We start from the raw sequence: 25,748 nt of genomic DNA, 5'->3' as shown, positions 1-25,748 counted from the left end.
CAGGGAGGGGTGGGGCTTGGCGGGGTGCTTTCTCCCCGAGTTCTTGCTGGGTTTTAGTCGCCGACGTCACCGAAGCGCGAGGTTCCGCGTTCCGGTGCCGGAGCGAGGCTGATCTCCGCCCAGACCGTCTTACGGGGGTGGCGGTCTTCGGCGACTCCCCAGCGGTCGGCGAGCGCGTCCACCAGGAACAGCCCACGGCCCGACTCCGCGATGTCGTCGGGCTCGCGCAGCACGGGCCGACGGTCACCGCGCGTGTCGGTGACCTCGATGCGGAGCGTGGCGCCGACCACGTACAGCGTCAGCCGGAAGCTGCGGCCGGGCACGCGCCCGTGGGTGGCGGCGTTGGCGGCCAGCTCGGCGACGACCTGGCCGGCCGTCTCGTACGGGACCTCCCAGCTCCGCAGCGCGTCCACCGCGAGCAGCCGGGCGAGGCGCGCGCCCCGCGCCGTCGACGACAACAGCACGCTGATGTGGCGCACTTGGGCATCGGGACGCGTGGTCCCCGTGAGGGCGAATTTCTGGTTCACGTGACTCAGCGTGGCCGAACGGCCGTACCGTGATGAGTGATCGCAGCGCTGCGTAGAGTGACCGTCCACTGCTTGTCCGGCCGTGTCCGGGCTGTCGGCCGGACCCGACACGCGGGGGCCGCGATCACGGAACGGCACCACGGAGGGGCACGCACATGTCGGTGAACGGTGAGGCGGTACGGGTCGGTCCCGGTACGGGCCGGGCGGACGAACCGGGCTGGGAGGTGGACCCGGACGACGACTGGGCGCTGGCCGTGGTGGCCACCGTGGGACGCCAGTTGAAGCTCCGACGGGAGGCCGTGGGCATGCGCGTGCCCGAGTTCGCGGTGGCGGCCGGGTACGGCGAGGACCTCGTCTACAAGATCGAGAGCGGCAAGCGGATCCCTCGCCCCGAGTATCTGGACACCGCGGACGAGATCCTGAGGGCGGGCGGCCTCGTCGCGGCGATGAAGGAGGACGTGAGGAAGGTCCGGTACCCGAAGAAGGTGCGGGACCTTGCGCAGATGGAGGCGCGGGCGGTGGAGCTTCAGCTCTACGACCCGCTCCACATCCACGGGCTCCTCCAGACGCCTGAGTACGCGCGAGCCCTGCTGTCCATGCGCCGACCGGCCTACTCGGCCGAGGAGGTGGAGCGGTTCGCCGCGGCACGCGTCGTCCGTCGCGCGATCTTCGACCGCGACCCCGCACCGGAACTCGGCTTCATCCTGGAGGAATGGACGCTCCGGCGCCCACTGGGCGGCAGGGAGGTGCTGCGCGCACAGTTGGAACACCTGCTGAACGTCGCGGCGTTGCCCACCGTCGAGCTTCAGGTGATGCCGACGGACCGGCAGGAACACGCCGGAGTGGACGGCGGCATCGAGGTGTTGAAGTTCGCGGACGGTACGGCGGTCGGACGCTCACCGGCCGTGGCGGGCGGCCGAGCGGTGTCGGACCTGCGGCAGCTCCGTATCCTTGAGCTGCGTTACGGCATCATCCGCGCTCAGGCACTGACACCGCGCGAGTCCATCGCCTTCGTCGAAGATCTGCTGGGGGAGACATGATCCGAAGCACGCCCTGCGACCTCGTGTGGTTCAAGAGCAGCTACAGCAGCGGCAGCGAGGGCGACTCCTGCGTCGAGATCGCCACGGACCCCACCACCGTCCACGTCCGCGACTCCAAGACCACCGACGGCCCCCGCCTCACCTTCACCCCGGCCGCCTGGGCCGGCTTCGTCACCTCCGTGGGCCACGACGGTCCGGCGTGAGGTCGCTGCGGCGCAGGACGGATAAGGCGTTCGGGCTTCTGCTCGTGTACACCGTCGTGGGGCTCTCCCGTGTCTGGCCGCCGAAGTGGAGGCTGAGGCGGATCGCCGCATCGGCCGAGGTGCGGGCCGAGCGGGAGGCGGCCGCGGAGAAGCTGCTCACCCGCGTGCGGGAGATCGAAGCGGGCGTGCCGTGGCTGCGGCCGCTCGATGTCGTGCTCCGTGACGAGTGCGTCGACGTCCGCGGCAACCACATCAGCTTCTTCGGTGCGAGCCCGTCGAGGCGACAGTCGATGACCTGCCGCATGTCCGCCTTCGTCATCTTCTCCACGGACCGGCATCCCGAGGACGCCGCGGCGGAGATCCACCGCTCGTTCCCGCTGCCGGACGGTCTCTCCGCGGACGGGATCAGCGAGTCACTGCGCTGGGACACGGACGAGCGGAAGGTCGCCCCCGACGTCGCTCCCAAGGCCGTACGGACGCGCGTCACCCGGCGACACGGCGAGAAGTCCCTGGAGCAACTCCGCCAGGAGAACGGCGTCCTCTGCATGTGGGCCCTGTACGGGCGGGCGTACTTCACGGTCGACTGAGGCGAGAACGGACAGACCCCCAGGTCCGGTCATAATGCGCGGGTGTCCAGACAACCCGTGCCGTTGCCCGCGGAGCACATACCTCCCGGGACCCCCGAGTGGCGGACCGCCGACGTCCGCCGCTGGCTCGACGCCGTGCCCGCCCGTTGGGCGCATCCGCTGTTCGCCTTCCTCGCGTTGGCGGTCTCCGTCGCCTGGGAGGTGGCGGCGGCACCCGTGCCCGCCTGTACGTCCGCCGAGCCGTGCGGGAGCGACTGGACCGGGCTCGCGGTGGCCGTCGTTCTGGTGCTGTCCCTGTACTGGGTGTGGCGGCAGCCGCGGCTCGCGATCGGCGGGCTGGCCGTCACCGTGGTCGCGCTCGCCGCCGAGGACGGCGTCTTCGCGTTCGCCCGGCCCTCCGCGCTCGCGTACCTGCTGGCGGCCGGGTTCGCCGTGGCCGGGCTCGTGCACCGGCTGGCCGTCGCCGGGCGGCAGCGGGCGCTGGCGCTGGAGGCCGCCGGGTCGGCCGTCCAGCGGCTCCCCGACGCCGCGCGGACGTTCCGCCGAGGCCGGCTGTCCTTCGTGCTGGCGGCGGTCTTCCTCGCCGTCGCCGGATTCGGCGTGTGGCAGGCCCTCGGGGTCGCCGACGCGTACGAGCAGCGGGCTGCGGAAGCCGCGCACCTCTCCGGTGAGGTCACGGCTGTGGACGAGGACGAGGGCGTCCTCACCGTGACGGCCGAGGGGCGTACCCGCCGTATCGAGACGGCCTTCCCCGAGGACTTCCCGGTGGGCACCCGCGTCGACCTCGTCGTGGACGGCGACGGAGCGGTGCTGGCCGCGGAGCCGTACGACGCCTTCGGCTGGGAACTGCTGGTGCTGGGCGGCTCGGTGGCGGGGCTGGCGTTCCTCGCGAACGGCGTGACCGGGCACCTGGCCGCGCGACGGCTGCGGCGCGAGCCGCTGCCCGTGCTGCACGTGCTGGTGCGCGAGGGCGAGGAGGACGGCCGCACCTACGTGTTCGCGGCCGACGACACGGAAGGCAGACGGTCCGTCCTGTGCTTCCACTCGCTGTACGCCTCCGAGGACGACGAGGAGGAGGAGTTCGACGAGGAGGAGTTCGACGGGAACGACGCCGCATCGGGCGACGACGCCGACCTGCGCAAGATCGCGGACATCCTCCGGGGCGGCGGTCCCACTCCTCCGCTGCGGGAGGCCGTCCTGTACGGCGCCCCCTACGCCGGCGCCGAAGTCGCCTTCGTCGCGCGCGAGGACGAGGACGACCCCGAAGTGGCCGTGGAATGCAGTGTCACCGCGGTGAAACCGGCCCTGCCGGAGTGGCGGGGGCGCGGGCCGCAGCGCCGTGAGCGCACGTCCCCGCGTCGGTCGGCCGACGAGATCGCCGCCCGCATGACCCCCACGGCGGGCCCGCGGGTGTGGCGGGCGCACGGCTTCTCGCGTGCGATCGGCCTCGGTCTGCTGCTGGTGCAGGGCGGTGGCGTCTGGGCCGCGCTCGACGACGGGCCGTCGTGGAGCTGGCTGTGGCTGGTGCCGGCCCTGCCGTGGCTGCTGACGTCCGTGGCGACGGCACTCACCTGGCGGATCACCGCCGACCGTGACGGGCTGTGGGTGACCGGGGCGTGGCGCGTGCGGCGGGTGCCGTGGGACGTGATCACGTCCGTGCGGCATCACGAGGACGGCATCCGCGTCGGCCGGGCCAAGGACTCCTCGGTGGACCTCTCCCCCACCGGCTGGGCGTGGCTGGAGCGCCGCACGGGCCGCGAGCCGGGCGCCGAGCGCGTCGCCGACGAGGTGCGGGCCCTCCTGCACCGACCGGACCTCCGCCCGGATGCCGAGGCCGGCCCGGGCCAGCAGGGCATGCCCGTCGGCCCTCCCCTGGTCGCCCTGACGGTCCTGTGGGGCGCGGCGGTCCTGCTCCTGCTGTGACCAAGAAGTCAGGCGTCCGTGATGCCCGGGAACCCCTGCTCCGCCTCCAGCTCGAACGCCAGCTCCAGCAGTGTGCGTTCCGCGCCCGGGCGGCCCGAGAACATCACGCCGACCGGCAGGCCGTCCGCCGTCGTGGACGCGGCCGGGAGGGAGATCGACGGGGTGCCGACGACGTTGTTGACCGGGGTGAACGCCACATAGGCGAGGATGCGTTCGATCAGCGTGGCGTACGGGACGGACGGGCTGAGGTGACCCAGCGGCGGGGTGGTGTGGGCCAGGACCGGGGACAGGATGAGGTCCAGGCCCCGGAACGCCGCCGCGTAGGCCTCCCGGGTGCGCTTCAGCCGCCGCAACACCCCCGGCGTCCGGCGCCAGTTGGCCGCGTACGTGGCGCGCAGACCGCGGCTCAGGCCGTCCATGCGGTGGCGGTCGAACTCCGCGCCCATGGTGCGGCCCGTCGCGCCGATGAGGAACGACAGCAGGCCCCAGTAGTTGAGGAAGTCCTCGGTGAAGCGCGGGTCGATGTTCAGCTCCACCGGGGTCACCGTGTGGCCCAGCCTCTCCAGCCGACGGGCCGTGTCCGTGACGGCCGCGCGCGTGGCCTCGTCGGTGCGGACGCCGTTCGGGGAGTCCACCAGCAGCCCGATCCGCAGCCGGCGCTCGCCGGGGCGCTCGACCAGGCCGAGGGCGGGCAACTTGGGGTTGCGGTGGTGCAGTTCCGCCGCCGCGAGGAACGCCGCGCTGTCCCGCACCGTACGGCTCACGACGCCGTCGACCACGACGTCGATGGGCAGTTGGCGGCCCTGCGCGTTGGGCACCACACGGCCGCGGGTCGGCTTGAGGCCGACGAGGCCGCACGCGGCGGCCGGGATGCGGATGGAGCCGCCGCCGTCGTTGGCGTGCGCGACCGGCACGGCGCCGGCGGCGACCAGGGCCGCGCTGCCGCCGGAGGAACCGCCCGCGGAGTGCGCCGTGTTCCACGGGTTGCGGACCGGCGGGCCCTCCTCGAACTCCGTGCTGGGGCTGAAGCCGAACTCGGGCAGCCGTGTCTTGCCGAGGACGGTGACGCCGGTGCTCAGCAGCTGGCGGGTGAACGGGGCGTGCCGCCGGGCCGGGCGCGGCACGAACGCTGCGCTGCCGTGGCCCGTGGGCAGGCCCGCGTAGTCGGTGTTGTCCTTCACGAGGGTCGGCACCCCGGCGAACGCGCCGCCGCCGCCACCGTGGTGGGCCGGTTCGTCCAGGCGCACCTGGACGGCGTCCAGCAGCGCGTCGGCGTCCCGGACCCGGGCCGCCGCGTCACGGGCGGCCTCGGCGGGGCTCACCTCGCCGCGCCGGATCGCCGCGGCGAGACCGACCGCGTCCAGGTCGCCCAGGGCGTCGTCACGGAAGACGTGCACCCTGGTCCGCACCTGGCCGCGGTCCTGGCTCTGTTCCTCGGAAGTCGTCACCGTCGGCTCCGCCCTGCGCGCGTGAATGCTGGCCCGCACATCATGGCTTACCGACGGGTAACACGCGAGAGGCCGGCAGCGGCCGCGCTCAGAAGTTGAGGCTGCCGATCATCCCCGCGATGTTGGAGGTGACTTCGTTGATCGTGGGCGCGATCGTCGACGAGGCCAGGTAGAAGCCGAGCAGCATGCACACGATCGCGTGTCCTGCCTTCAGACCCGACTTCTTGATCAGCAGGAAGACGATGATCGCCAGCAGCACCACCGCCGAAATCGAGAGTGCCACGGCGGTTCACCTCCAAGGATCCCAGGGGCGCGGGGGTCAGGAATATGGGGGCAGTACGTCCACACAGCGGGCAGCAGGTTCATACCCACTATGCGCTAACGATCATAACTATCCGTACGTGCGCATCGATCGGCGCACGGCCGCACAAGGGGGCGCATGGCCAATATGGTCAGGGCATGACGACCGAGACGGACTCCTTCCCCCGGCGGCACGCCCGCACCCTCCGCTTCACCCTCGGCGCGCCGCGTTCGTTCAGCGTGGCGCCCGACGGCTCACGTGTCGTGTTCCTCCGCTCAGGCTCCGGTACGGACCGGGCCAACGCCCTGTGGGTGCTGGACACGGACGGGGGCGGGGAGCGCGTGGCCGCCGACCCGCGCGCCCTCCTGGGCGGCGCGTCCGAGCAGCTCTCCGCCGAGGAGCGGGCGCGGCGCGAACGCAGCCGTGAGGGGGGCGCCGGCATCGTCGGCTACGCCACCGACGCGGCGGTCGAGCTGGCGGCTTTCGCCTTGTCAGGGCGGCTTTTCACGGCCGAGCTGAGGGCCGGCACGGCGCGCGAACTCCGCACGCCGGGGCCGGTGATCGACCCCCGCCCGTCGCCCGACGGACGGCATGTCGCGTACGTCGCCGAGGGCGCCCTGCGGGTGGTCTCGGCGGAGGGGGCGGACGACCGCGCGCTCACCACCCCCGAGGGGGAGGACGTCGCCTACGGTCTGGCCGAGTTCGTCGCGGCCGAGGAGATGAGCCGTTCGCGCGGCTTCTGGTGGTCCCCGGAGTCGGACCGGCTGCTGGTGGCGCGGGTGGACGACACGCCGGTGCGGCGGTGGTGGATCTCCGACCCGGCCCATCCCGAACGTGAGCCGCACCACGTCCGCTACCCGGCGGCCGGCACCCCGAACGCGGACGTTCGGCTGTTCGTCGTGGACCTCGCAGGGGCGCGCACGGAGGTCTCCTGGGACCGGGCGCGGTACCCGTATCTGGCGCGAGTGCACTGGTCAGCGGCAGGTGCCCCGCTGTTGCTCGTACAGGCGCGCGACCAGCGGGCGCAGCTGATCCTGGCCGTCGACCCGGACACCGGGGCGACCCGGATGGTGCACGCCGACGAAGATCCGGATTGGCTGGAACTTTTCCCCGGTGTGCCCTGCTGGAGCCCCTCGGGACAGCTGGTCCGGATCGCCGACGAGGGGGGCGCCCGGCGCCTCGCCGTGGGTGAACGACCGCTCACCGGGCCGCAGTTGCACATCCGTGCGGTGCTCGACGTCTCGGACGACGACGTGCTGGTCTCGGCGTCGGCGGGCGCGGAGGCGGCCGCTCCGGACATCGGCGAGGTGCATGTCTACCGGGTGAACGAACTGGGCGTGGAGCGCGTCTCGGAGGAGCCCGGCGTGCACACCGCGGTGCGCTCCGGAGGGGTCACGGTGCTGGTCTCGGCGACCCTGGACCGGCCAGGTTCGCGGGTGCGGGTGCTCCGTGACGGGAAACAGACGGCGGCTGTCCCCTCGTACGCCGAAGACCCCGGTTTGTCCCCCCGCGTGACGCTGACACAGGGGGGCGCACGCCGCATCCCGTGCGCCGTGCTTATGCCTCGGGACTACGCCGGTGACACCCCTCTGCCGGTGCTCATGGACCCCTACGGCGGTCCGCACGGCCAGCGGGTCGTGGCCGCCCGGAACCCGTACCTGACCTCGCAGTGGTTCGCCGACCAGGGCTTCGCGGTGGTCGTCGCCGACGGGCGGGGCACCCCGGGACACTCCCCCGCCTGGGAGAAGTCCGTCAAGGACGACATCGCGGCCGTCGTCCTCCAGGACCAGGTCGACGCGCTGCACGCGCTGGCCGGCGACTTCCCGCTCGACCTGGACCGGGTCGCGATCCGCGGCTGGTCCTTCGGCGGCTATCTGGCGGCCCTCGCGGCGCTGCGCCGCCCCGACGTGTTCCACGCGGCCGTGGTCGGCGCCCCGGTCACCGACCTGCGCCTGTACGACACCCACTACCAGGAGCGCTACCTCGGGCACCCGGACGAGCAGCCGGAGGTCTACCGCCGCAACTCGCTGATCGACGACGCCGGCCTGGTCGACGCGGCCGGGCCGCACCGGCCGATGATGGTCATCCACGGCCTCGCGGACGACAACGTGGTGGTCGCCCACTCGCTCCGGCTGTCCTCCGCGCTGCTGGCGGCCGGGCGCCCGCACGAGGTGCTGCCGCTGTCCGGCGTCACGCACATGACGCCCCAGGAGGAGGTCGCCGAGAACCTGCTCCGCCTCCAGCTCGGCTTCCTGCGGCGCGCCCTGTCCCTCCCGGACGCCCCCGCCACGCGTTAACAGCGGGGCAACTCCCCGGAAGCGGTACCGATATACGGACAGGGCACGCTGGTCAGCGTACGGCCGTGCGGGTGCCGTGAGCGGGCCGGGGTGCGTCATGGCACCCCGGCCCGCGCCCCGTTCACGGCCGACGCGCCCTCATCCCCGCCCCTCCTCCGCCGGCACCACCTGCTTCTCCTCCGCGAAGTGGCACGCCGAGTCGTGCGCGGCCGGGCCCCCCGTCTCCGCGAACCACGGCGGCACCGCCAGGGCCGGCACCTCCACCGCGCACTTCTCCCGCGCCTTCCAGCAGCGGGTGCGGAAGCGGCAGCCGGAGGGGATGTTCGTCGGCGACGGCACGTCCCCGGTGAGCACGATCCGCTCCCGGTGCTCGCGCGCCCGGGGGTCCGGGACGGGCACCGCGGAGAGCAGCGCCTGCGTGTAGGGGTGCGTGGGATGGTCGTAGATCTCGGTGTCCGTGCCGGTCTCCACGATCCGGCCGAGGTACATCACGCCGACCCGGTCGGAGATGTGCCGGACGATCGACAGGTCGTGCGCGATGAACACGTAGGACAGGTCGAACTCGCTCTGGAGCCGGTCCATCAGGTTGATCACCTGCGCCTGCACCGACACGTCCAGCGCGGACACCGGCTCGTCGGCGACGATCACCTCGGGGCGCAGCGCGAGCCCCCGCGCGATGCCGATGCGCTGCCGCTGGCCGCCGGAGAACTGGTGCGGATACCGGTTGATGTACTCCGGGTTGAGACCCACCACGTCGAGCAGTTCCTGCACCCGGCGCCGCCTGTCCCCCTTCGGCGCCACCTCGGGGTGGATGTCGTACGGCTCCCCGATGATGTCGCCCACCGTCATCCGGGGGTTGAGGGAGGTGTACGGGTCCTGGAAGACCATCTGGATGTTGCGGCGCACCGTCTTGAGCGCCCGGCCGGACAGCCGCGTGATGTCCTCGCCCTTCCAGCGGATCGAACCGGCCGTCGGCCGCTCCAGGTTGACCAGCATCTTCGCGACCGTCGACTTGCCGCAGCCGGACTCCCCCACGATGCCCAGCGTCTCGCCCCGGTCCAGACGGAAGTCCACGCCGTCGACCGCCTTCACGGCGCCGACGTGTTTGCGGAAGACGATGCCCCGGGTCAGCGGATAGTGCTTGACCAGACCGCTGACCTCCAGGATCGGCTCAGCCATCCAGGCACTCCCTCCAGAAGTGGCAGGCGCTCCCGCGCGTGCCGGAGACCTCGTACAGCGGCGGGTCGTCGGTCGTGCACACGTCCCGGGCCAGCGGGCAGCGCGGGTGGAAGGGACAGCCCGGCGGGATGCGGGTGAGGTTGGGCGGCAGGCCCTTGATGGCGTACAGCTCCCGGCCCTTGTGGTCCAGGCGCGGGATGGAGTCCAGCAGGCCCCGGGTGTACGGGTGCGCCGGGGCCTTGTAGATGTCGTGCACCGGCGCCGACTCCACGATCCGGCCCGCGTACATCACCGCGATGCGGTCGGCGACGTCGGCGACCACGCCCAGGTCGTGGGTGATGAGGATGAGCCCCATCCGGTACTCCCTCTGGAGCTCCGCGAGCAGCTCCATCACCTGGGCCTGGACGGTGACGTCGAGGGCGGTGGTCGGCTCGTCGGCGATGATCAGCGCCGGTTCCAGGGCGATCGCCATCGCGATCATGATGCGCTGGCGCATGCCGCCGGAGAACTGGTGCGGATACTGCCGCACCCGCTCCCGGGCGGCCGGGATGCGCACCCGGTCCATCAGCTCGACCGCCTTGGCCCGCGCGTCCTTGCGGGACATGCCCCGGTGCACGGTGAACATCTCGGCGAGCTGGTCGCCGACGGTGAGCACCGGGTTCAGGGCGGACAGCGCGTCCTGGAAGACCATCGCCATCTCCGCGCCCCGGATCCGCCGGCGCTCCTCCTCCTTGAGCGTCAGCAGGTCCCGGCCCTGGAAGACCACCTCGCCGCCGGTGATCCGGCCGGGCGGGGTGTCGAGGATGCCCATGACGGCCTGCGCGGTCACCGACTTGCCGGACCCCGACTCGCCCAGCACGGCCAGGGTCTCCCCCTCGTCCACGCCGTACGTGACCCCGTTGACGGCCTTGGCCACACCGTCCCGGGTACGGAACTCCACGTGCAGGTCGCGCACTTCGAGCAGCACCGCGGCTCACCTCAGCTTCGGGTCGAGGGCGTCGCGCACCGCGTCGCCGAGCATGATGAACGCCAGGACGGTGATCGCCAGCGCCCCGGAGGGCCACAGCAGCGCGTGCGGGGCGTTGCGGATGTAGGGCGAGGCGGAGGAGATGTCGATGCCCCAGGAGACGCTGGGCGGCTTCAGCCCGACGCCGAGGTACGACAGGGTCGCCTCCAGGGCGATGTACGTGCCCAGCGCGATGGTCGCCACGACGATGACCGGGGCGATCGCGTTGGGCGCGATGTGCCGCAGCAGCAGCCGGGAGTTGGAGGCGCCGAGCGCGCGCGCCGCCTGCACGTAGTCGTTCTGTTTGGCGGTGATGACGGCGCCGCGGGCGATGCGGGAGATCTGCGGCCAGCCGAGCAGCACGATGAAGCCGATGACCGGCCAGACGGTGTTGCTGGTAATGACGGAGAGCAGCACCAGACCGCCGAGGACCACCGGGATGGCGAAGAAGACGTCGGTGATCCGGGACAGGATCGCGTCGGACGCGCCGCCGAAGAACCCGGCGAGCGCGCCCAGCACGCTGCCGAGGACGGCGACCCCGAGGGTGGCGAGCACGCCGACCGCGACGGAGGTGCGGGCCCCGTACACGGTCCGGGTGTAGACGTCGCAGCCCTGCCCGTCGAAGCCGAACGGGTGACCGGGCTGCGAGCCCTCCTGCGCCTTGGACAGGTCGCACTTCAGGGGGGAGCCGGAGGTGATCGCCGACGGCCACAGGGAGATGAAGACCAGGAACAGGATGACCAGCGCGGAGACGATGAACACCGGGTTGCGGCGCAGGTCCCGCCAGGCGTCCGACCACAGCGAGCGCGGCCGCTCCTCCGGTCCCGCGCCGTCCGGTCCCGGCCTCTTCTCCAGGCTCTCGGCCTCGTCGACGCCCAGGTCCATGGCGCCGCCCATGCTGGTGCCCGCGATCGCGGCCTGGGGTTCGTCGTGACGGTCAGACATAGCGGATCCTCGGGTCGAGTACGGCGTACAGGAGGTCGACGACGAGGTTGGCGACGAGGAAGACCAGCACCAGCACGGTGACGAAGCCGACCACCGTCTGCGTGTTCTGCCGCAGGATGCCCTGGTAGAGCTGGTAGCCGACACCGTGGATGTTGAAGATCCGCTCGGTGACGATCGCCCCGCCCATCAGGAAGCCGATGTCGGCGCCGATGAACGTCACCACCGGGATCAGGGAGTTGCGCAGCAGGTGCCGGACGACGACCCGGCGCCGGGGCAGGCCCTTGGCGACGGCGGTGCGGACGTAGTCGGAGCGGCGGTTCTCCGCGATGGAGGTGCGGGTCAGCCGGGTGACGTAGGCGAGGGACACCGACGCGAGCACCAGGCCGGGCAGGATCAGCTCGTCGAAGGGCGCCTCGGAGGACACCGAGGGCCTGATCCAGCCCCACTTCACGCCGAGCAGCAGCTGGAGCAGCAGACCGGTGACGAAGGTGGGCACGGAGATCACGACGAGGGTCAGCAGCAGCACCCCGGTGTCCACCGGCCGGCCCCGGCGCAGCCCGGTGACCACGCCGAGGGTGACGCCGATGACGATCTCGAAGACGATCGCGATCAGCGTGAGCCGGATCGTGACGGGGAACGCCGTCCCCATCAGCTCGGTGACCTCCTGGCCGTTGAAGGCCGTGCCGAAGTCGCCGGTGAAGACGTTCCCCATGTACGTCACGTATTGCTGCCAGACCGGCTTGTCGAGGCCGAACTCCTGCTCGAGACGGGCGGCCGTCGCCGGGTCGCACTGCCGCTCCCCGCACAGGCCCGCGATGGGGTCGCCCATCACGTTGACCATGAGGAAGATCAGCAGCGTGGCCCCGATGAAGACGGGGATCATCTGGAGCAGCCGCCGGACGACGTAGCGCCCCATGACGGCTCAGCTGACCTTGATCTCGTTGTAGACGGGGACGCTGAAGGGGTTGAGCTTGACGCTCGAGAGCCGCTCGGACCAGCCGGCGCTGCCGTTCTGGTACCAGAGCGGGATCGCTGCCATGTTGTCCCGGACCACCTCCTCGGCCTGCTGGAACAGGCCGACGGCCTTGGCGGTGTCGGTCTCCTGGTTGGCCCGGTTCACCAGATCGTCGAACTGCTTGTTCGACCACTTGCCGTCGTTGGACGAGGCGTTGGTGTAGTACAGCGGCTGGAGGAAGTTCTGGATGAGCGGGTAGTCCATCTGCCAGCCGGCCCGGAACGGCCCGGTCATCTTCCGGTCGGTGATCTGGTTGCGGAAGTCCGCGAAGGTGCCGACCGGGTTGGCGGTGCATGCGCGCTCGTTGTCGAGGGCGTTGTTGATGGAGTTGCAGACGGCGTTGACCCACTCGCGGTGGGAGCCGGTGTCGGCGTTGAAGGTGATGGTCACCTTGCCGCCGGGCAGTCCGCCGCCCTCCTCGATGAGCTTCTTCGCCTCGTCGGGCTTGAACTCGCAGAACTCGCCGCACAGTCCGTCCTGGAAGCCGCCGTCCTCGCCGAGCACCGGGGAGGTCCAGTCGGTGGCGGGCGTGCGGGTCTTCTGGAAGATCGTGTCGGTGATCTGCGCGCGGTCGATCGCCATGGACAGGCCCTGGCGCACCTTCGTCGCGTCCTCGGTGTTCCAGGCCTCGTCGTAGAACGGGAAGGCGAGGGTCTGGATGATGCCGGCGGGCGTGTTGAGGTAGCGGTCGCCCAGGTCGTTCTTCACGTTTTTCAGCTGCGCGGCGGGCACGTCGTCGACCAGGTCGAGGTTGCCGGCCAGCAGATCGGTGTAGGCGGTGTTGTTGTCGGTGTAGACCTTCAGGTCGACGCCGCCGTTCTGCGCCTTGTCGTCGCCCGGGTAGTCGTCCCACGTGCGCAGCGACATCTGCGAGCCGCGGGTGTACGACTCGACCAGGTAGGGCCCGTTGCCGACCGGCTTCTTCACCCAGGCGTCGTGGTCGTCGAAGAACGCCCGGGGCAGCGGCGCGAAGGCCGCGTAGCCGAGGGTGTCGGGGAACGTGGAGAACTTCTGGGTCAGCTTCACGGTGAAGGTCCGCTCACCGGTCACCTTCAGCCCGGACAGGGTGTCCGCGGTCTGCTCGCCCTCCTCCGGGTGCACCTGGTCGTAGCCCTCGATGTAGCCGAAGAAGTACGCGTTGCGCTGGTTGTTGCGCAGGCTCGCGCCGTAGTTCCAGGCGTCCACGAAGGACTGGGCGGTGACCTTCTCGCCGTTGCTGAAGGTCCAGCCGTCCTTGACGGTGACGGTGAAGTTCTGCGAGTCCGAGGTCTCGATCTTCTCGGCGAGCATGTCCTCGGCCTCACCGGTCTCCGGGTCGTACCGCTTGAGACCCCGGAAGATCATGTCGAGGACCTTGCCGCCCTGCACCTCGTTGGTGTTGGACGGCTCCAGCGGGTTCTGCGGGTCGCCCCAGGAGGCGCTCAGCACGGCCTGGGAGTCGCCGCTGCCTCCCCCGCCCCCGCCGCACCCCGCCGTGGCGAGAGCGAGCGCCATCGCGCAGACGGCCCAGCCGGCGTGCGTGGTGATGCGCATGGGTGCCTCCTCGTGCCCGGGTCCCTTACCGGACCAGCCTGGGAGGGGGCGCTCCCGCGCGCACGCCCGCCGGGGCCGTACGGGTCGCACGATCCGCCGGACGGGCTGACGGGCACGCTCCGGGACCGGCACGCGCGAGGACCCGGGGCGCCGCGTCCTGAAGGGGCGGGTCAGTCCTTGGTGACGTCCCCGTCGTTCTCCAGCGTCTTCAGGGCCGGGTCCAGCACGACGTCCTCGGAGCGGGCCGCGACGGTGGGCTCCTCCGGGAAGTGGCACGCCGTCAGGTGGCCCGCGGTGTTGCCCCCGATCTGCACCAGCGGCGGCTCCTCGGTGGCGCACTTGTCCTGCGCCTTCCAGCACCGCGTGCGGAACCGGCAGCCGGACGGCGGCGAGATCGGCGAGGGGACGTCACCGGCGAGGCGGATGCGCTCGCGGTTCTCCGACTCGTCGTCCATGGCCACCTCGGGCACGGCCGAGAGCAGGGCGTGGGTGTAGGGGTGCCGCGGGCGGTTGTAGATGGAGTCGCGGTCGCCGACCTCGACCACCTTGCCCAGGTACATGACGGCCACGCGCTGCGAGAAGTGCCGCACGACGGCGAGGTCGTGCGCGATGAAGAGGAAGGCGATGCCCATCTCTTCCTGGACCTTCTGCAGCAGGTTGACGACCTGCGCCTGGATCGACACGTCGAGCGCGGAGACCGGCTCGTCCGCCACGATCAGCTTCGGGTTGAGCGCGAGCGCGCGGGCGACGCCGATGCGCTGGCGCTGGCCGCCGGAGAACTCGTGCGGGAAGCGGTTGTAGTGCTCCGGGTTCAGGCCGACGAGCTCGAGCAGCTCGCGGACCCGCTTCTCCCGGCCGCCCGCGGGGTTGATCCCGTTGACCTCCATCGGCGACTTGATGATCGTGCCGACGGTCTGGCGCGGGTTCAGCGAGGAGTACGGGTCCTGGAAGATCATCTGGATCTCGGACCGTACCGGCGCGAGCTGCTTGCGCTTGGCGTGCGTGATGTCCTGGCCCGCGTACTCGATCTTTCCGCCCGTGGGCTCCAGGAGCCGGGTGATGAGCCGGCCCGTGGTCGACTTGCCGCAGCCCGACTCACCCACCAGGCCGACGCTCTCGCCGACGCCGACGGTCAGGTCGACGTTGTCGACGGCCTGCACGGCACCGACCTTCCGCTTGATCGGGAAGCCGCCGTAGATCGGGAAGTGCTTGGTCAGGCCCTCCACCTTCAGCAGCGCCTCGGTCGACGCGCCGGTGGAGCCCTGCTGTGCGGGGAGGGTGAGGTTGTCGCTCATGTCTCGGATCTCCCTAGCGCAGCCGGGGCTGGATCTTGTCGATGAAGATGGTCTGCTTCTGCTCTGCCGTCAGGTGGCAGGCGGCGGCCCGGCCGGTGCCGAGCGCGGGCCGCTCGGTGCTGCACCGGTCGCCCGACACCTTGTCCGTGAAGGTGCAGCGCGGGTGGAACGGGCAGCCGGACGGCGGGTTGAGCAGGCTGGGCGGCGAGCCCGGGATGGGCGTGAGGGGCTGCGAGGTGCTGCCCCCGAGGCGCGGCATCGAGCTGAGCAGGCCCCAGGTGTAGGGGTGCCGCGGCTCGCGCAGGACCTCGCGGACGCTGCCGCGCTCCACGGCCCGGCCCGAGTACATCACCAGCAGGTCGTCGGCCATGTCGGAGATGACGCCGAGGTCGTGGGTGATGAAGATGATCGCCGACCCGAACTCCTGCTGGAGATCCTTGAGGAGGTCGAGGATCTGCGCCTGGACGGTCACGTCGAGGGCGGTGGTCGGCTCGTCCGCGATCAGCAGGTCGGGGTCGCAGACCAGGGCCATGGCGATCATGGCGCGCTGGCGCATACCGCCGGAGAACTGGTGCGGGTAGTCGTCCACGCGCGTCTTGGGCTGCGGGATGCCGACCTTGGTCAGCATCTCGATCGCCCGCTCCCGCGCTTCCTTCTTGGAGGCGCCGGTGTGCTTCATGAACGGCTCGGCGATCTGCCGGCCCACCGTGTAGTACGGCGAGAGCGCCGTCAGCGGGTCCTGGAAGATCATCGCGACCTTGTTGCCGCGGAGCTTCTCCAGCTCCTTCTCGGGCGTGGTCACCAGGTCCTGGCCGTCGAGGAGGATCTCGCCCTCGACGGTGGTGGTCTTGGGGTTGTGCAGCCCGAGCACGGTCAGGTTGGTCACGGATTTGCCGGAACCCGACTCGCCCACGATGCCCAGGGTCTTGCCCCGCTCGACGTCGAAGGACAGCCCGTCGACCGCCTTGACGATGCCGTCCTCGGTGGAGAACCGCACCCGCAGGTCGCGGACCGAGAGGAAGGAGTCGGGCCCGGTGGGGGCCTTCTCGCCTTCGGTCTTGGTCAGTGTGCTCACGGTGTTTCTCCTAGCTGAGCCGTACGCGCGGGTCGATGTACGCGTAGGCGAGGTCGACGAGGATGTTCAGGAGCAGGATGAAGAAGGCTCCGAACAGCATGACACCCATGGTCACCGGCAGGTCCTTCGTCAGCGACGAATCGACCGCGAGACGGCCGATGCCGGCCAGGTCGAAGGTGAACTCGGTGACCACCGCGCCGGACAGCAGCGCGCTGAGGTCCATGCCGAGGATGGTGACGATGGGGATCAGGGAGCCGCGCCAGGCGTAGCGGAAGAACACGTAGCTCTTGCGCATGCCCTTGGCGCGCGCCGTGCGGACGTGCTCCTCCTGGAGCTGCTCGATCATCGTCGAGCGGGACATACGGGTGTACTGCGCGGTGAAGATGGTGGCCATGACCACCCAGGGGATGAGCATCCCCAGGGCCCAGGCCCCGGGCTCCTCGGTGAAGTTGTGGTACTTCGGGAACTCCATGATGCCCGTGCTGTAGACCAGCAGGCCGAGGACGATCGGGCCGAGCAGGTAGATCTGGAAGGAGCTGAGCACGATGGAGGCGCCGCTGACGATCTTGTCGACGACGGTGCCGCGCTTCCAGGCGGCCAGCAGACCCGAGCCGAGGCCCAGGATCAGGAAGATCACGAGACCGCCGACGGTCAGCGACAGCGTCAGCGGGAAGCGGTCGATGACGGAGTCCCAGACGAACTCGCCGCTTTGGAAGGAGACACCCAGGCACGGCGCGGAGCAGTGGCCCTGCGGGAAGTCGCGGCCGGCCACGATCCCGGACATGAACTCCCAGAACTGGGTGGATATGGGCTTGTCCAGGCCGAGGTTCTCACGGATCACCGCGAGGTTCTCGGGCGAGCAGTTCTTGCCGCAGGACAGCGCAGCGAAGTCCTGAGGAACTGTGTAGAACAGGAAGAACGTGAAGGCGCCGATCAGGAACATGATGACGACGGCGCCGGTCAGCCTGCGGATGAGGAACTGAAGCATGGCGGGTGGATGCTCTCTTCGAAACGCGGCGGCAGTCAGGGGGTACCGTCCGCGGGGGTGTGCTCCGCCTGGCGCACACCCCCGCGGTCAGCCGATCTGGCGGGTTACGGCTGCTTCAGGTACAGGTCGTTGATGTCGATGTAGCTCGACTCGGTGCTGTACTTGGCGCCACCCACGTTCGATCCGAAGAGCTGGATCTGCTTCGAGTAGTAGACCGGGGCAGCCGGGTTGATCTCCTCCACGATGCGGTGGTGGGCCTGCTCCCAGGTCTTGGCGGCCTCCTCCGGCTCCTGCTTCAGGGCCTTCTGGATCAGCTCGTTGACCTGCTTGTCGTCGATGTGCGAGTAGTTCGACGCACCGTCGGCGACCAGCTCACCGTCGTAGACCGGGGTGATGACCGTGGATGGGGACGGCCAGTCCTGGCCCCAGCCGGTCATGTAGAGGTCGTACGGGTTGTTCAGCTTGCCGACCTGCTCGTAGAAGCTGGCGCGGTCGATCTCCTTCGACTGGACGTCGAAGCCGATCTTCTCCAGGGCGTCCTTCAGGATGACCTGCTGGGCCTGGCCGCGCGGCGTGTTGGAGTAGGCGTAGGTGAGCTTCGTGCCCTCCTTGACACCCGCCTCCTTCAGCAGCTCCTTGGCCTTCTCGATGTCGCCGTTGGGCTTCTTCAGCTTGCCGAACGGGTCGTACGACGGGTCGAAGCCCGGCAGGGTCGGGGCGAGCAGACCGCCGGCGATCTCACCGCCGTAGCGGCCGCCGTCCGCCTGGACCATGGACTGGCTCGGGATCGCGTAGGTGATCGCGTCGCGGACCTTCTTGTCCTTCACCCGGTCCAGGTTGAAGGTGAGCTGCCACACGTAGGGCTGGTAGCCCTGGATGGTGCGCTTCTTGGTCTGCGGGTCGGTGACCACGTCGGCCATCTGCGCCGGGTCCACCGAGTCGGTGAACTGGATGGCGTTCTTGGCCTCGCCCTGGTCGGAGATCAGACGCTTGGTCTGGCTCGGCTGGGAGACCGTGCTGGTGAAGTTGTAGCCGTCGACGTACTGGTGACGCACCGAGTCCGTCTTCGGGTCCCACTGGGTGTTCTTGACCAGCTTCATGGACTTGCCCGGCTTGTACTCGGCGATCTTGTACGGGCCGAGGGCGGCGGGCGCCTTGTCGTACTTCTCCTTCGTGTCCTGCTTGGCAGGAACGATGGCGTAGCCGGCCATGGCGAGGGCCTGCGGCAGGTCCGGGCGCGGCTGGCTGAACTTGAAGACGACCGTCTTGTCGTCCGGCGTCTCGAGGACGGTGTCCGGCAGGTGCTTGCCCTTGTACGGGCCGTCCGGCAGCGCCTTGCGGTAGTCGTTCCCCGACAGCCAGCTCTGGATGTAGGTCGGACCGTCGAAGATCACCTTCGAGTACAGGCGCTCGATGGTGTGGCGGACGTCGGCCGAGGTGATCGGGTTGCCGTCCTCGTCCTTGACGCCGTCCTTGAGCTTGTACGTCCAGGTCTTGCCGCCGTCGGTGGTCTGACCGGAGTCCGTGGCGACGTCGCCGACGACGGTCAGGTTGCCCTGCTCGTCCTCCTGGAAGTTCGTCAGACCGCGGTGGATCAGGTTGGCGAACTGGCCGGCGTCGCTGACGTAGATCTGACCCGGGTCCATGTGGGTCAGGTCCGACTGCATGTAGACGTTGATGAAGCCGCCGGGCTTGGCCCCCGGGACCTCCTGGGCCGGGCCGGTCGAAGCGGCGGCGTCACCGTAGGCGACAGGGTCCTGCTGCTCGGCGGCGTCCTTCTGGGACTTCGCGTCGCTCTTGCCCTTGCCGCCGCCGTCGTTGCTGGAGCAGCCGGTCAGGGCCAGGGACCCTGCCACGATGGCCACGGCGATGGCGCGCGCGGTACGCGTTCTGATGGGCTTCATGATGCCGATGCACCTACCTGTCGATAGTTGTCCACGAGTTGCTGCCTGGCAGTCCGGTAGACCGGCCGGGGGCGGCAGCTCCCCCACCCACCAATGGACGTTCAGCGTCCGGTCTTGGGGTCGAATGCGTCCCGGACGGAGTCTCCGAGAAGGTTGAAGGCGAGAACGAAGATCACCAGCGCCGCTCCCGGGAAGAGCAGGAACATCGGGTCCTGCTCGTACACCTCGGTGCCGACCTTGAACATGCGGCCCCAGTCCGGGGTCGGCTCGACGAAGCCGACACCGATGAACGAGAGGAAGGCGATGGTGAGGATCGTGCTCGGCAGGATGTAGGTGGCCTGCACCAGGATCGGGGTGACGATGTTCGGGAGGATCTCCTTGCGCACGATGCGACCGGGAGAGGCGCCCGAGACCTTCGCCGCCTCGACGAACTCACGGTCCCTCAGCGACAGCACGGAGCTGCGCACCAGACGGGACAGGCCCATCCAGCCGAGGAACCACATCACCAGGATGATCGCCACGGCCCGCAGGTAGGTGGGGGTCTCGTCCTGCGGGTCGACGAACATCGCGGTGACGACGGGCATGAAGGCGATGAAGAACAGCTGCTGGGGGAAGCCCAGGAAGAAGTCCGTCACCCGGCCGAGCCAGTAGTCGACGCGACCGCCGAAGTATCCGCCGATCATGCCGAGGATCACGCCCGTGACCACACTGAGCAGCGTGACGATCACGGCCATGTAGAGCGACGTCCGCATGCCGTACAGCAGCATGGTGAACACGTCGCGGCCCAGCTTGGGCTCGACGCCGAACCAGAACTCGCCCGACATGCCGCCGAAGTTGCCGCTGGGCATGGCGAAGTCGTCGAGCAGGAACGGGTAGTCGGGCTCCTGGGCGTACAGCGTGTACGGGTTCTTGCCGTACAGCTTGGCGATCACCGGTGCGAGCGCGGCCACCACGAAGAAGAAAATGACCACACACGCGGAGACGACTCCGGTACGGTCGCGCTTGAAGCGCTGCCACATCAACTGGCCGGGGGAACGGCCCTCGGGCTGCTTCTCGCCCTTGACGACATCGGTGGTCGCCGTGAGCTCAGGGTCCAAGACAGCCGCGGACCCGGAGTCCTCAGCCTTGATTGGACTGGTCATCGTGTTCGTCCCCCGGGGGGTTGGGAAGTTGAGCGCAGCGCAGATACCGGCAGGTACTGCGGTTTGGGGGAACTTTCGCCAAGAGAGTCAACGCGCGTCAAGGGCGAACGGCATAGGGATCTCCCTACCGTCGTTTTTTTGAGGAAATATTGCAGAGATCGACACCTGCGCGCGCTTGACACCTCTGAACTAAATTCGACAATCCAGACATTCGTTGCACGTTTTCGGTTTACATGTCCGAAACCGGAGTGCGCGATCACCGATATGCGAACGAGATGTTGCGTTTGCCGGAAGCACGTGCGACCGCCCGGAGACGTCCCCCGCCCCCGGACGCCGGCCGCCCCGGCCCCCGGCCCTCCGGCACGCGCGGGCGTACGCGGTGACAGCCCCGTACCATGGAGGCAGGCCGAGGCGTGTCCAGCCCGGCAGGGCCCTCGCACCACAGACGTCTGCGGCGGGCAACCTTCACCACCTCCGGGAGTACGCCTTTCATGGCACCGTCTGTAACGCGTCACGACATCCGCAACGTCGCCATCGTCGCCCACGTCGACCACGGCAAGACCACCATCGTCGACGGCATGCTCAAGCAGGCCGGCGCCTTCGCCGCCCACCAGCTCGACCAGGTCGACGACCGCATGATGGACTCGAACGACCTGGAGCGTGAGAAGGGCATCACGATCCTCGCCAAGAACACGGCGGTGAAGTACCACCCCAAGGACGGCGGCGAGCCCATCACGATCAACATCATCGACACCCCCGGCCACGCCGACTTCGGCGGCGAGGTCGAGCGCGGTCTGTCGATGGTCGACGGTGTCGTGCTGCTGGTGGACGCCTCCGAGGGCCCGCTGCCGCAGACCCGCTTCGTGCTGCGCAAGGCGCTCCAGCAGCGTCTGCCGATCATCCTCTGCATCAACAAGACGGACCGTCCCGACGCCCGGATCGACGAGGTCGTCAACGAGACCTACGACCTCTTCCTCGACCTGGACGCCGACGAGGAGCAGATCGAGTTCCCGATCGTCTACGCCTGCGGCCGCGACGGCATCGCCTCGCTGACCAAGCCCGACGACGGCACGGTCCCCGGCGACTCCGACTCCCTCGAGCCGTTCTTCTCGACGATCCTCGAGCACATCCCCGCCCCCTCCTACGACGAGGGCGCCCCGCTCCAGGCACACGTCACCAACCTGGACGCCGACAACTTCCTCGGCCGTATCGCGCTGCTGCGCGTCCACCAGGGCGAGCTGAAGAAGGGGCAGACGGTCGCGTGGATGAAGCGCGACGGCTCCGTGCAGAACGTCCGCATCTCCGAGCTGATGATGACCGAGGCGCTCACCCGCAAGCCCGCCGAGAAGGCCGGCCCCGGTGACATCTGCGCGGTCGCCGGCATCCCCGACATCATGATCGGCGAGACCCTGGCCGACCAGGAGAACCCGGTCGCGCTGCCGCTGATCACGGTGGACGAGCCGGCGATCTCCATGACCATCGGCACCAACACCTCCCCGCTGGTCGGCCGCGGCGGCACCGGCAAGGGCGCCGACAACAAGGCGGCCGTCAAGGACCGCAAGGTCACCGCCCGCCAGGTCAAGGACCGCCTGGACCGCGAGCTGATCGGCAACGTCTCGCTCCGCGTCCTGGAGACCGAGCGCCCCGACGCCTGGGAGGTGCAGGGCCGCGGCGAGCTGGCGCTGGCCATCCTGGTCGAGCAGATGCGCCGCGAGGGCTACGAGCTCACCGTCGGCAAGCCCCAGGTGGTCACCAAGGACGTCGACGGCAAGGTCTACGAGCCGGTCGAGCGCATGACCATCGACGTGCCCGAGGAGCACATGGGCGCGGTCACGCAGCTCATGGGCGTCCGCAAGGGCCGCATGGACAACATGTCGAACCACGGCTCCGGCTGGGTGCGCATGGAGTTCGTGGTGCCCTCGCGCGGTCTGATCGGCTTCCGCACCGAGTTCCTGACCCAGACCCGCGGCACCGGCATCGCGCACTCCATCCACGAGGGCCACGAGCCCTGGTTCGGCACGCTGACCACCCGCAACAACGGCTCCCTGGTCGCCGACCGCGCCGGCGCGGTCACCGCCTTCGCGATGACCAACCTCCAGGAGCGCGGCGTGCTCTTCGTGGAGCCCGGCACCGAGGTGTACGAGGGCATGATCGTCGGTGAGAACTCCCGCTCCGACGACATGGACGTCAACATCACCAAGGAGAAGAAGCTCACCAACATGCGGTCGTCCACGGCCGACGTGACCGAGTCGATCGTCCCGCCGCGCAAGCTGTCGCTGGAGCAGTCCCTGGAGTTCTGCCGCGACGACGAGTGCGTGGAGGTCACCCCGGAGGCCGTCCGCATCCGCAAGGTGAACCTGGACGCCCGGGAGCGCGCCCGCGCCGCGAGCCGCGCCAAGCACGGCTGATCACCGCACCACCGCGCTTGCGACGCGGCCCGGCACCCCTGGTGGGGCGCCGGGCCGCGTCGCGTTTCCGGTCCGGTCAGTCCGCGGAGGCGGACGCGTCGTCCTTCGCGCCCGGCGACCCCTGCGGCCCTTGCGCCGACTTCTTCAGGAAGCCCATGTCCTCGTAGACGGGGGTGGCGAAGCCGAAGGCGCCGGCGTTGGCGAGGGTCTCGCGGGCCGCGACGAGCTGCGGGCGCTGGTAGAGCGGGATGGAGCCGGCCGCCGCCCAGATCCGGGAGTCGGCCTTGCGGATCAGGTCGCGGCGTTCGGAGTCGTCGAGAGTGGCGACGGCCTGGTCGAAGAGCTGGTCGACCTGGTCGGTGCCGACCCGCGTCCAGTTCTGCTCCACGTTCAGCGAGCCGTCGGCGGCCGGGACGGGCTTGGAGTAGACCGGGCGGGCGTCGGTGGCGGGGAAGGCGGTCGCGGGCCAGGAGTACAGGGCCAGGTCGAAGTCGCCGGAGGCGATGTGGTCCTTGAAGTAGCTGTCGTTGTCGACCTTGGAGATGTCGGTGCGGATGCCGATCCTCTCCAGCATCGTCGCGATCCGGCCGGCCACGGTCTGAAGCGTCTTCGAACCGGGCCCGGACGGCAGCACGAACCGCAGCACCAGTGCCTTGCCGTCCTTGGCGACCGGTGCGGTGTCGGCGCGGGCCGGGGCCGCCGTGCCCTGCGGGGCGTAGGCGCCGGCGGGGGCGCCGCCCTTCTTCAGCCGGCCGGTGCCGGTGCCGGAGTCCTGCGGGGCCTTGCCGTCGTCCTCTCCGACGATGTACGTGCCGTCGTCGCCGCCTCCGCCTTCGCCGTCGCCGGAGCCCTCGGAGTCGCCCGAGGCGCCCTCGTCCTCCGTGTCCGCCTCGGAGCCGGCCGCCTCCTCGCCCTCGTCCTTCTTCGCGTCCTTCTTCTCCTCCTTCACCGGACCGCCCGGCACCCAGCCGGCGTCCGAGAGCAGGGCGCGGGCCTCCTTGGCGTCCGGCGTGCCGAGGGCGCCGCTGCTGTCGGCGTAGGCGGCCTGGCCGGACAGCGCGAGGTGGCTGCCTACCGGCTCGGCGGGCAGGCCGAGCGGCTTCAGCACCGCCTTGGCGATCTCCTCGCGGTCGAGGGCACGGGCCACGGCGCGGCGGACCCGCTCGTCGGACAGCGGGCCCTCGGCGCCGTTCAGGGCGAGCTGGGTGTAGGCCGGCTCCAGTGACCTGCGCACCTCGAAGCCGCCGAGTGCCTTCTGCTGCCGGGCGTACTTCTCGGCCTTCTTGCGCAGCTTCTTGCGGGCGGAGATCTCCTCGGCGGCGGCGTCCTCGTCGGAGCCGTTGGCGACCGCCCAGGAGCGCAGCGCGTCCGCGGCGGAGCGGTCGGCCTCGGGGCCCATCAGGGGCTCGTTCCCGTCCTGCGGCAGGGCGGCGGCCGTGATGCGCCCGGCGGCCTCGGGGTCGATCTCGGCCAGGTCGATGGTGCCGTCGCTGAGCGCGGAGACGCGCTTGTCGTGCGGCACGGCGCGCAGCACGATCTTCTGGAGCTTGGCCGGGCTGCCCCACCAGCGCGGATTGCGGGCGAGGACGACCTCGTCCTCCTCGGTGTCCACCGTGTCCACCATGAACGGCCCGGCGGTGACCTTGAGCCTCTTGCGCGCCCCGTCGTTGAAGGAGTCCGGGCTGCCCATGACCTCCTTGGGGTAGAGCGGGCTGAACAGCGACTTCCAGTCCGCGTAGGGGCGGCTGAAGGTGACCTTGACCTCGAGGTCGTTCTTGCCCCGCTCGACCTTCTCGATGCGGTCGTAGCCGGCGTTGCGGGCGGTCCAGTAGGCGGTGTCCTTGCCGGACAGGGCGCGCCACTGGGCGGCGAAGTCGGCGGCGCCGATCTCCCGGCCGTCGCTCCAGACGGCCTGCTGGGCGAGCTTGTAGACGACCACCTGCTTGGGCTCGGTGTCGACGACCTCGGCGGAGGCCAGGTAGTCGGGGTTGCGCACGGCCCGGCCCCGGCCGTCCGTGCGGTACATCGACGGCAGGACGGCCTCGGCGATCCGGGCGGTGGTGGTGTCGGCGTCGGCCTGGAAGGTGTTCAGGGTGTCCGGGACGGTGTCCACGGCCCAGCGCAGGGTCCCGCCGTCGGCGATGTCGGACCGGTCGGCGTCCGCGACGTCCGCGCCCGCGAGGGGCTTGCCCGCGGGGTCCTCGGAACCGCATCCGGCCAGGGCGGGCACCGTGAGCATGCCGGCGGTGAGGAAGGCGACCGAGCGCAGGACGGCGCGCGGGCCGATGCCGTCGTGGGACATCTCTGGATACCTCCGGAAAGCCGCGGGCATGGTGATCACACTTGGTATTGGGCGTTCATCCGATGTATGCGGCCCACTGAAGAGGAACGGGTTCCGCGTTCCCCGGAGACACGGCGGCCGGGAACGGCAAGCCCACCCGTGCGGCGCAACGCACCCGGCGCGACGCGGCTTCGCACCGGACGATGCACCCATGCGCCTCGGCCAATCGATGCACATCCCTTCACAGCGCGCGGTGTGACGCGCAACACTCGCAGGCGCATGACCGTCGCCCGCCCTGGGCCGGAAGGACCCGTGGAAATGAGGTCACGTCATGTCCGTGCACGATGAACTGACAACCGTCCAGCGCTGCCTCGACGACCTGGTCAGGTCGGTGGGGCGGCTGGAGAAGCAGCTGGGCAGCGGCAGCCTGGAGGTCCGCCGCGTCCGCTCCGACGCCAACCACCTGCGCGAGAGCCTCGCGCTGCTCCGGGAGACCGCCGTCGCCACGGCCGGCCCGGCCAAGCGGCCCGACCTCGTGACCATCTCCGACACCCCCTACGACCCGTCGCTGTGGGTGGACACCGACGACGAGGGTCTCGGTGCCCGCGACCGCCGCGCCCCCTGACCCCGCCCGACCGCCGCCCGCCGACC

21 protein-coding genes are annotated in these 25,748 nt (G+C 70.2%); 7 read left to right on the top strand and 14 right to left on the bottom strand.

Translation table 11 applies throughout. The features are described 5' to 3' along the window. Positions 1-53: 53 nt before the first annotated feature. Entirely contained in the window at positions 54-479 is a 426-nt protein-coding gene (locus tag CCN29_RS06875; protein ID WP_006131999.1) for an ATP-binding protein, read from the bottom strand. Positions 480-682: 203 nt separating this feature from the next. On the opposite strand from CCN29_RS06875, the gene CCN29_RS06870 reads away from it, so the two are divergent. From CCN29_RS06870 to CCN29_RS06855, 4 genes are read left to right on the top strand one after another with little or no spacing between them, the layout of a single operon-like run. Beyond that, positions 683-1,567: a helix-turn-helix domain-containing protein gene (locus tag CCN29_RS06870; RefSeq protein ID WP_086680538.1), complete on the top strand. Its 885-nt coding sequence runs from the start codon at positions 683-685 to the stop codon at positions 1,565-1,567. Next, entirely contained in the window at positions 1,564-1,770 is a 207-nt protein-coding gene (locus CCN29_RS06865) for a DUF397 domain-containing protein (protein WP_086680536.1), read from the top strand. Before CCN29_RS06870 ends, CCN29_RS06865 begins: the two co-directional genes overlap by 4 nt. Positions 1,771-1,814: 44 nt before the next feature. Continuing rightward, a complete protein-coding gene (locus CCN29_RS06860; protein ID WP_228730845.1) occupies positions 1,815-2,357 on the top strand; it encodes a hypothetical protein in 543 nt (180 codons plus the stop codon). A 42-nt stretch (positions 2,358-2,399) separates the two neighbouring features. Continuing rightward, positions 2,400-4,280 (top strand): hypothetical protein, encoded by a 1,881-nt coding sequence (locus CCN29_RS06855; protein WP_442538251.1) that lies wholly within the window; start codon positions 2,400-2,402, stop codon positions 4,278-4,280. Positions 4,281-4,288: 8 nt separating this feature from the next. On the opposite strand, the gene CCN29_RS06850 is transcribed toward CCN29_RS06855, so the two are convergent. Together CCN29_RS06850 and CCN29_RS06845 are read right to left on the bottom strand one after the other, a co-directional pair. Continuing rightward, entirely contained in the window at positions 4,289-5,728 is a 1,440-nt protein-coding gene (locus CCN29_RS06850; protein ID WP_086680533.1) for an amidase, read from the bottom strand. Between the two features lie 88 nt (positions 5,729-5,816). Then, the gene (locus CCN29_RS06845; protein WP_006132006.1) at positions 5,817-6,011 is read right to left on the bottom strand and encodes a hypothetical protein; all 195 of its coding nucleotides are present in this window, start codon (positions 6,009-6,011) and stop codon (positions 5,817-5,819) included. A gap of 176 nt (positions 6,012-6,187) precedes the next feature. On the opposite strand from CCN29_RS06845, the gene CCN29_RS06840 reads away from it, so the two are divergent. Continuing rightward, positions 6,188-8,326 (top strand): S9 family peptidase, encoded by a 2,139-nt coding sequence (locus CCN29_RS06840; protein ID WP_006132007.1) that lies wholly within the window; start codon positions 6,188-6,190, stop codon positions 8,324-8,326. A 138-nt stretch (positions 8,327-8,464) separates the two neighbouring features. Here CCN29_RS06840 and CCN29_RS06835 read toward each other — a convergent pair whose 3' ends face one another. The 10 genes from CCN29_RS06835 to CCN29_RS06790 form a co-directional block, all read right to left on the bottom strand. After that, on the bottom strand, positions 8,465-9,505 hold the full coding sequence (locus CCN29_RS06835; protein WP_031060354.1) for an ABC transporter ATP-binding protein: 1,041 nt from the start codon (positions 9,503-9,505) through the stop codon (positions 8,465-8,467). Further along, on the bottom strand, positions 9,498-10,472 hold the full coding sequence (locus CCN29_RS06830) for an ABC transporter ATP-binding protein (RefSeq protein WP_006132009.1): 975 nt from the start codon (positions 10,470-10,472) through the stop codon (positions 9,498-9,500). The genes CCN29_RS06835 and CCN29_RS06830 overlap by 8 nt, the downstream gene beginning before the upstream one ends. Before the next feature lie 6 nt (positions 10,473-10,478). After that, positions 10,479-11,456: an ABC transporter permease gene (locus CCN29_RS06825; protein WP_006132010.1), complete on the bottom strand. Its 978-nt coding sequence runs from the start codon at positions 11,454-11,456 to the stop codon at positions 10,479-10,481. After that, a complete protein-coding gene (locus tag CCN29_RS06820; RefSeq protein WP_031016899.1) occupies positions 11,449-12,372 on the bottom strand; it encodes an ABC transporter permease in 924 nt (307 codons plus the stop codon). Before CCN29_RS06820 ends, CCN29_RS06825 begins: the two co-directional genes overlap by 8 nt. 6 nt (positions 12,373-12,378) lie before the next feature. Next, positions 12,379-14,004, bottom strand: a complete 1,626-nt coding sequence (locus tag CCN29_RS06815) for a peptide ABC transporter substrate-binding protein (protein WP_031060359.1) — start codon at positions 14,002-14,004, stop codon at positions 12,379-12,381. Positions 14,005-14,174: 170 nt separating this feature from the next. After that, positions 14,175-15,299, bottom strand: coding sequence for an ABC transporter ATP-binding protein (locus tag CCN29_RS06810; RefSeq protein ID WP_086680531.1), 1,125 nt, complete (start codon positions 15,297-15,299; stop codon positions 14,175-14,177). 13 nt (positions 15,300-15,312) lie between these two features. After that, complete coding sequence (locus CCN29_RS06805) at positions 15,313-16,374, bottom strand: ABC transporter ATP-binding protein (RefSeq protein ID WP_086680528.1); 1,062 nt, start codon at positions 16,372-16,374, stop codon at positions 15,313-15,315. Between the two features lie 10 nt (positions 16,375-16,384). After that, complete coding sequence (locus CCN29_RS06800) at positions 16,385-17,362, bottom strand: ABC transporter permease (RefSeq protein WP_086680526.1); 978 nt, start codon at positions 17,360-17,362, stop codon at positions 16,385-16,387. A 104-nt stretch (positions 17,363-17,466) separates the two neighbouring features. Continuing rightward, positions 17,467-19,266, bottom strand: coding sequence for an ABC transporter substrate-binding protein (locus CCN29_RS06795; protein WP_006132016.1), 1,800 nt, complete (start codon positions 19,264-19,266; stop codon positions 17,467-17,469). A 101-nt stretch (positions 19,267-19,367) separates the two neighbouring features. Continuing rightward, the gene (locus tag CCN29_RS06790) at positions 19,368-20,408 is read right to left on the bottom strand and encodes an ABC transporter permease (RefSeq protein ID WP_031016903.1); all 1,041 of its coding nucleotides are present in this window, start codon (positions 20,406-20,408) and stop codon (positions 19,368-19,370) included. A 491-nt stretch (positions 20,409-20,899) separates the two neighbouring features. Here CCN29_RS06790 and typA point away from each other — a divergent pair, with 491 nt between their 5' ends. Next, positions 20,900-22,816, top strand: coding sequence for a translational GTPase TypA (gene typA / locus CCN29_RS06785; protein WP_006132018.1), 1,917 nt, complete (start codon positions 20,900-20,902; stop codon positions 22,814-22,816). 76 nt (positions 22,817-22,892) lie between these two features. Here the strand turns inward: typA and CCN29_RS06780 are convergent, their stop codons facing one another. Continuing rightward, complete coding sequence (locus tag CCN29_RS06780; protein ID WP_086680524.1) at positions 22,893-25,118, bottom strand: ABC transporter family substrate-binding protein; 2,226 nt, start codon at positions 25,116-25,118, stop codon at positions 22,893-22,895. Positions 25,119-25,428: 310 nt separating this feature from the next. On the opposite strand from CCN29_RS06780, the gene CCN29_RS06775 reads away from it, so the two are divergent. Continuing rightward, the gene (locus CCN29_RS06775; protein WP_006132020.1) at positions 25,429-25,722 is read left to right on the top strand and encodes an Rv0250c family protein; all 294 of its coding nucleotides are present in this window, start codon (positions 25,429-25,431) and stop codon (positions 25,720-25,722) included. The last annotated feature ends 26 nt before the right edge of the window (positions 25,723-25,748 follow it).

Origin of the sequence: Streptomyces pseudogriseolus (assembly GCA_002154585.1) — a bacterium.
Classification (GTDB): domain Bacteria; phylum Actinomycetota; class Actinomycetes; order Streptomycetales; family Streptomycetaceae; genus Streptomyces; species Streptomyces pseudogriseolus.
The sequence above is the reverse complement of the archived record's forward strand: the minus strand, read 5'-3'. Positions and strand labels throughout refer to the sequence as shown.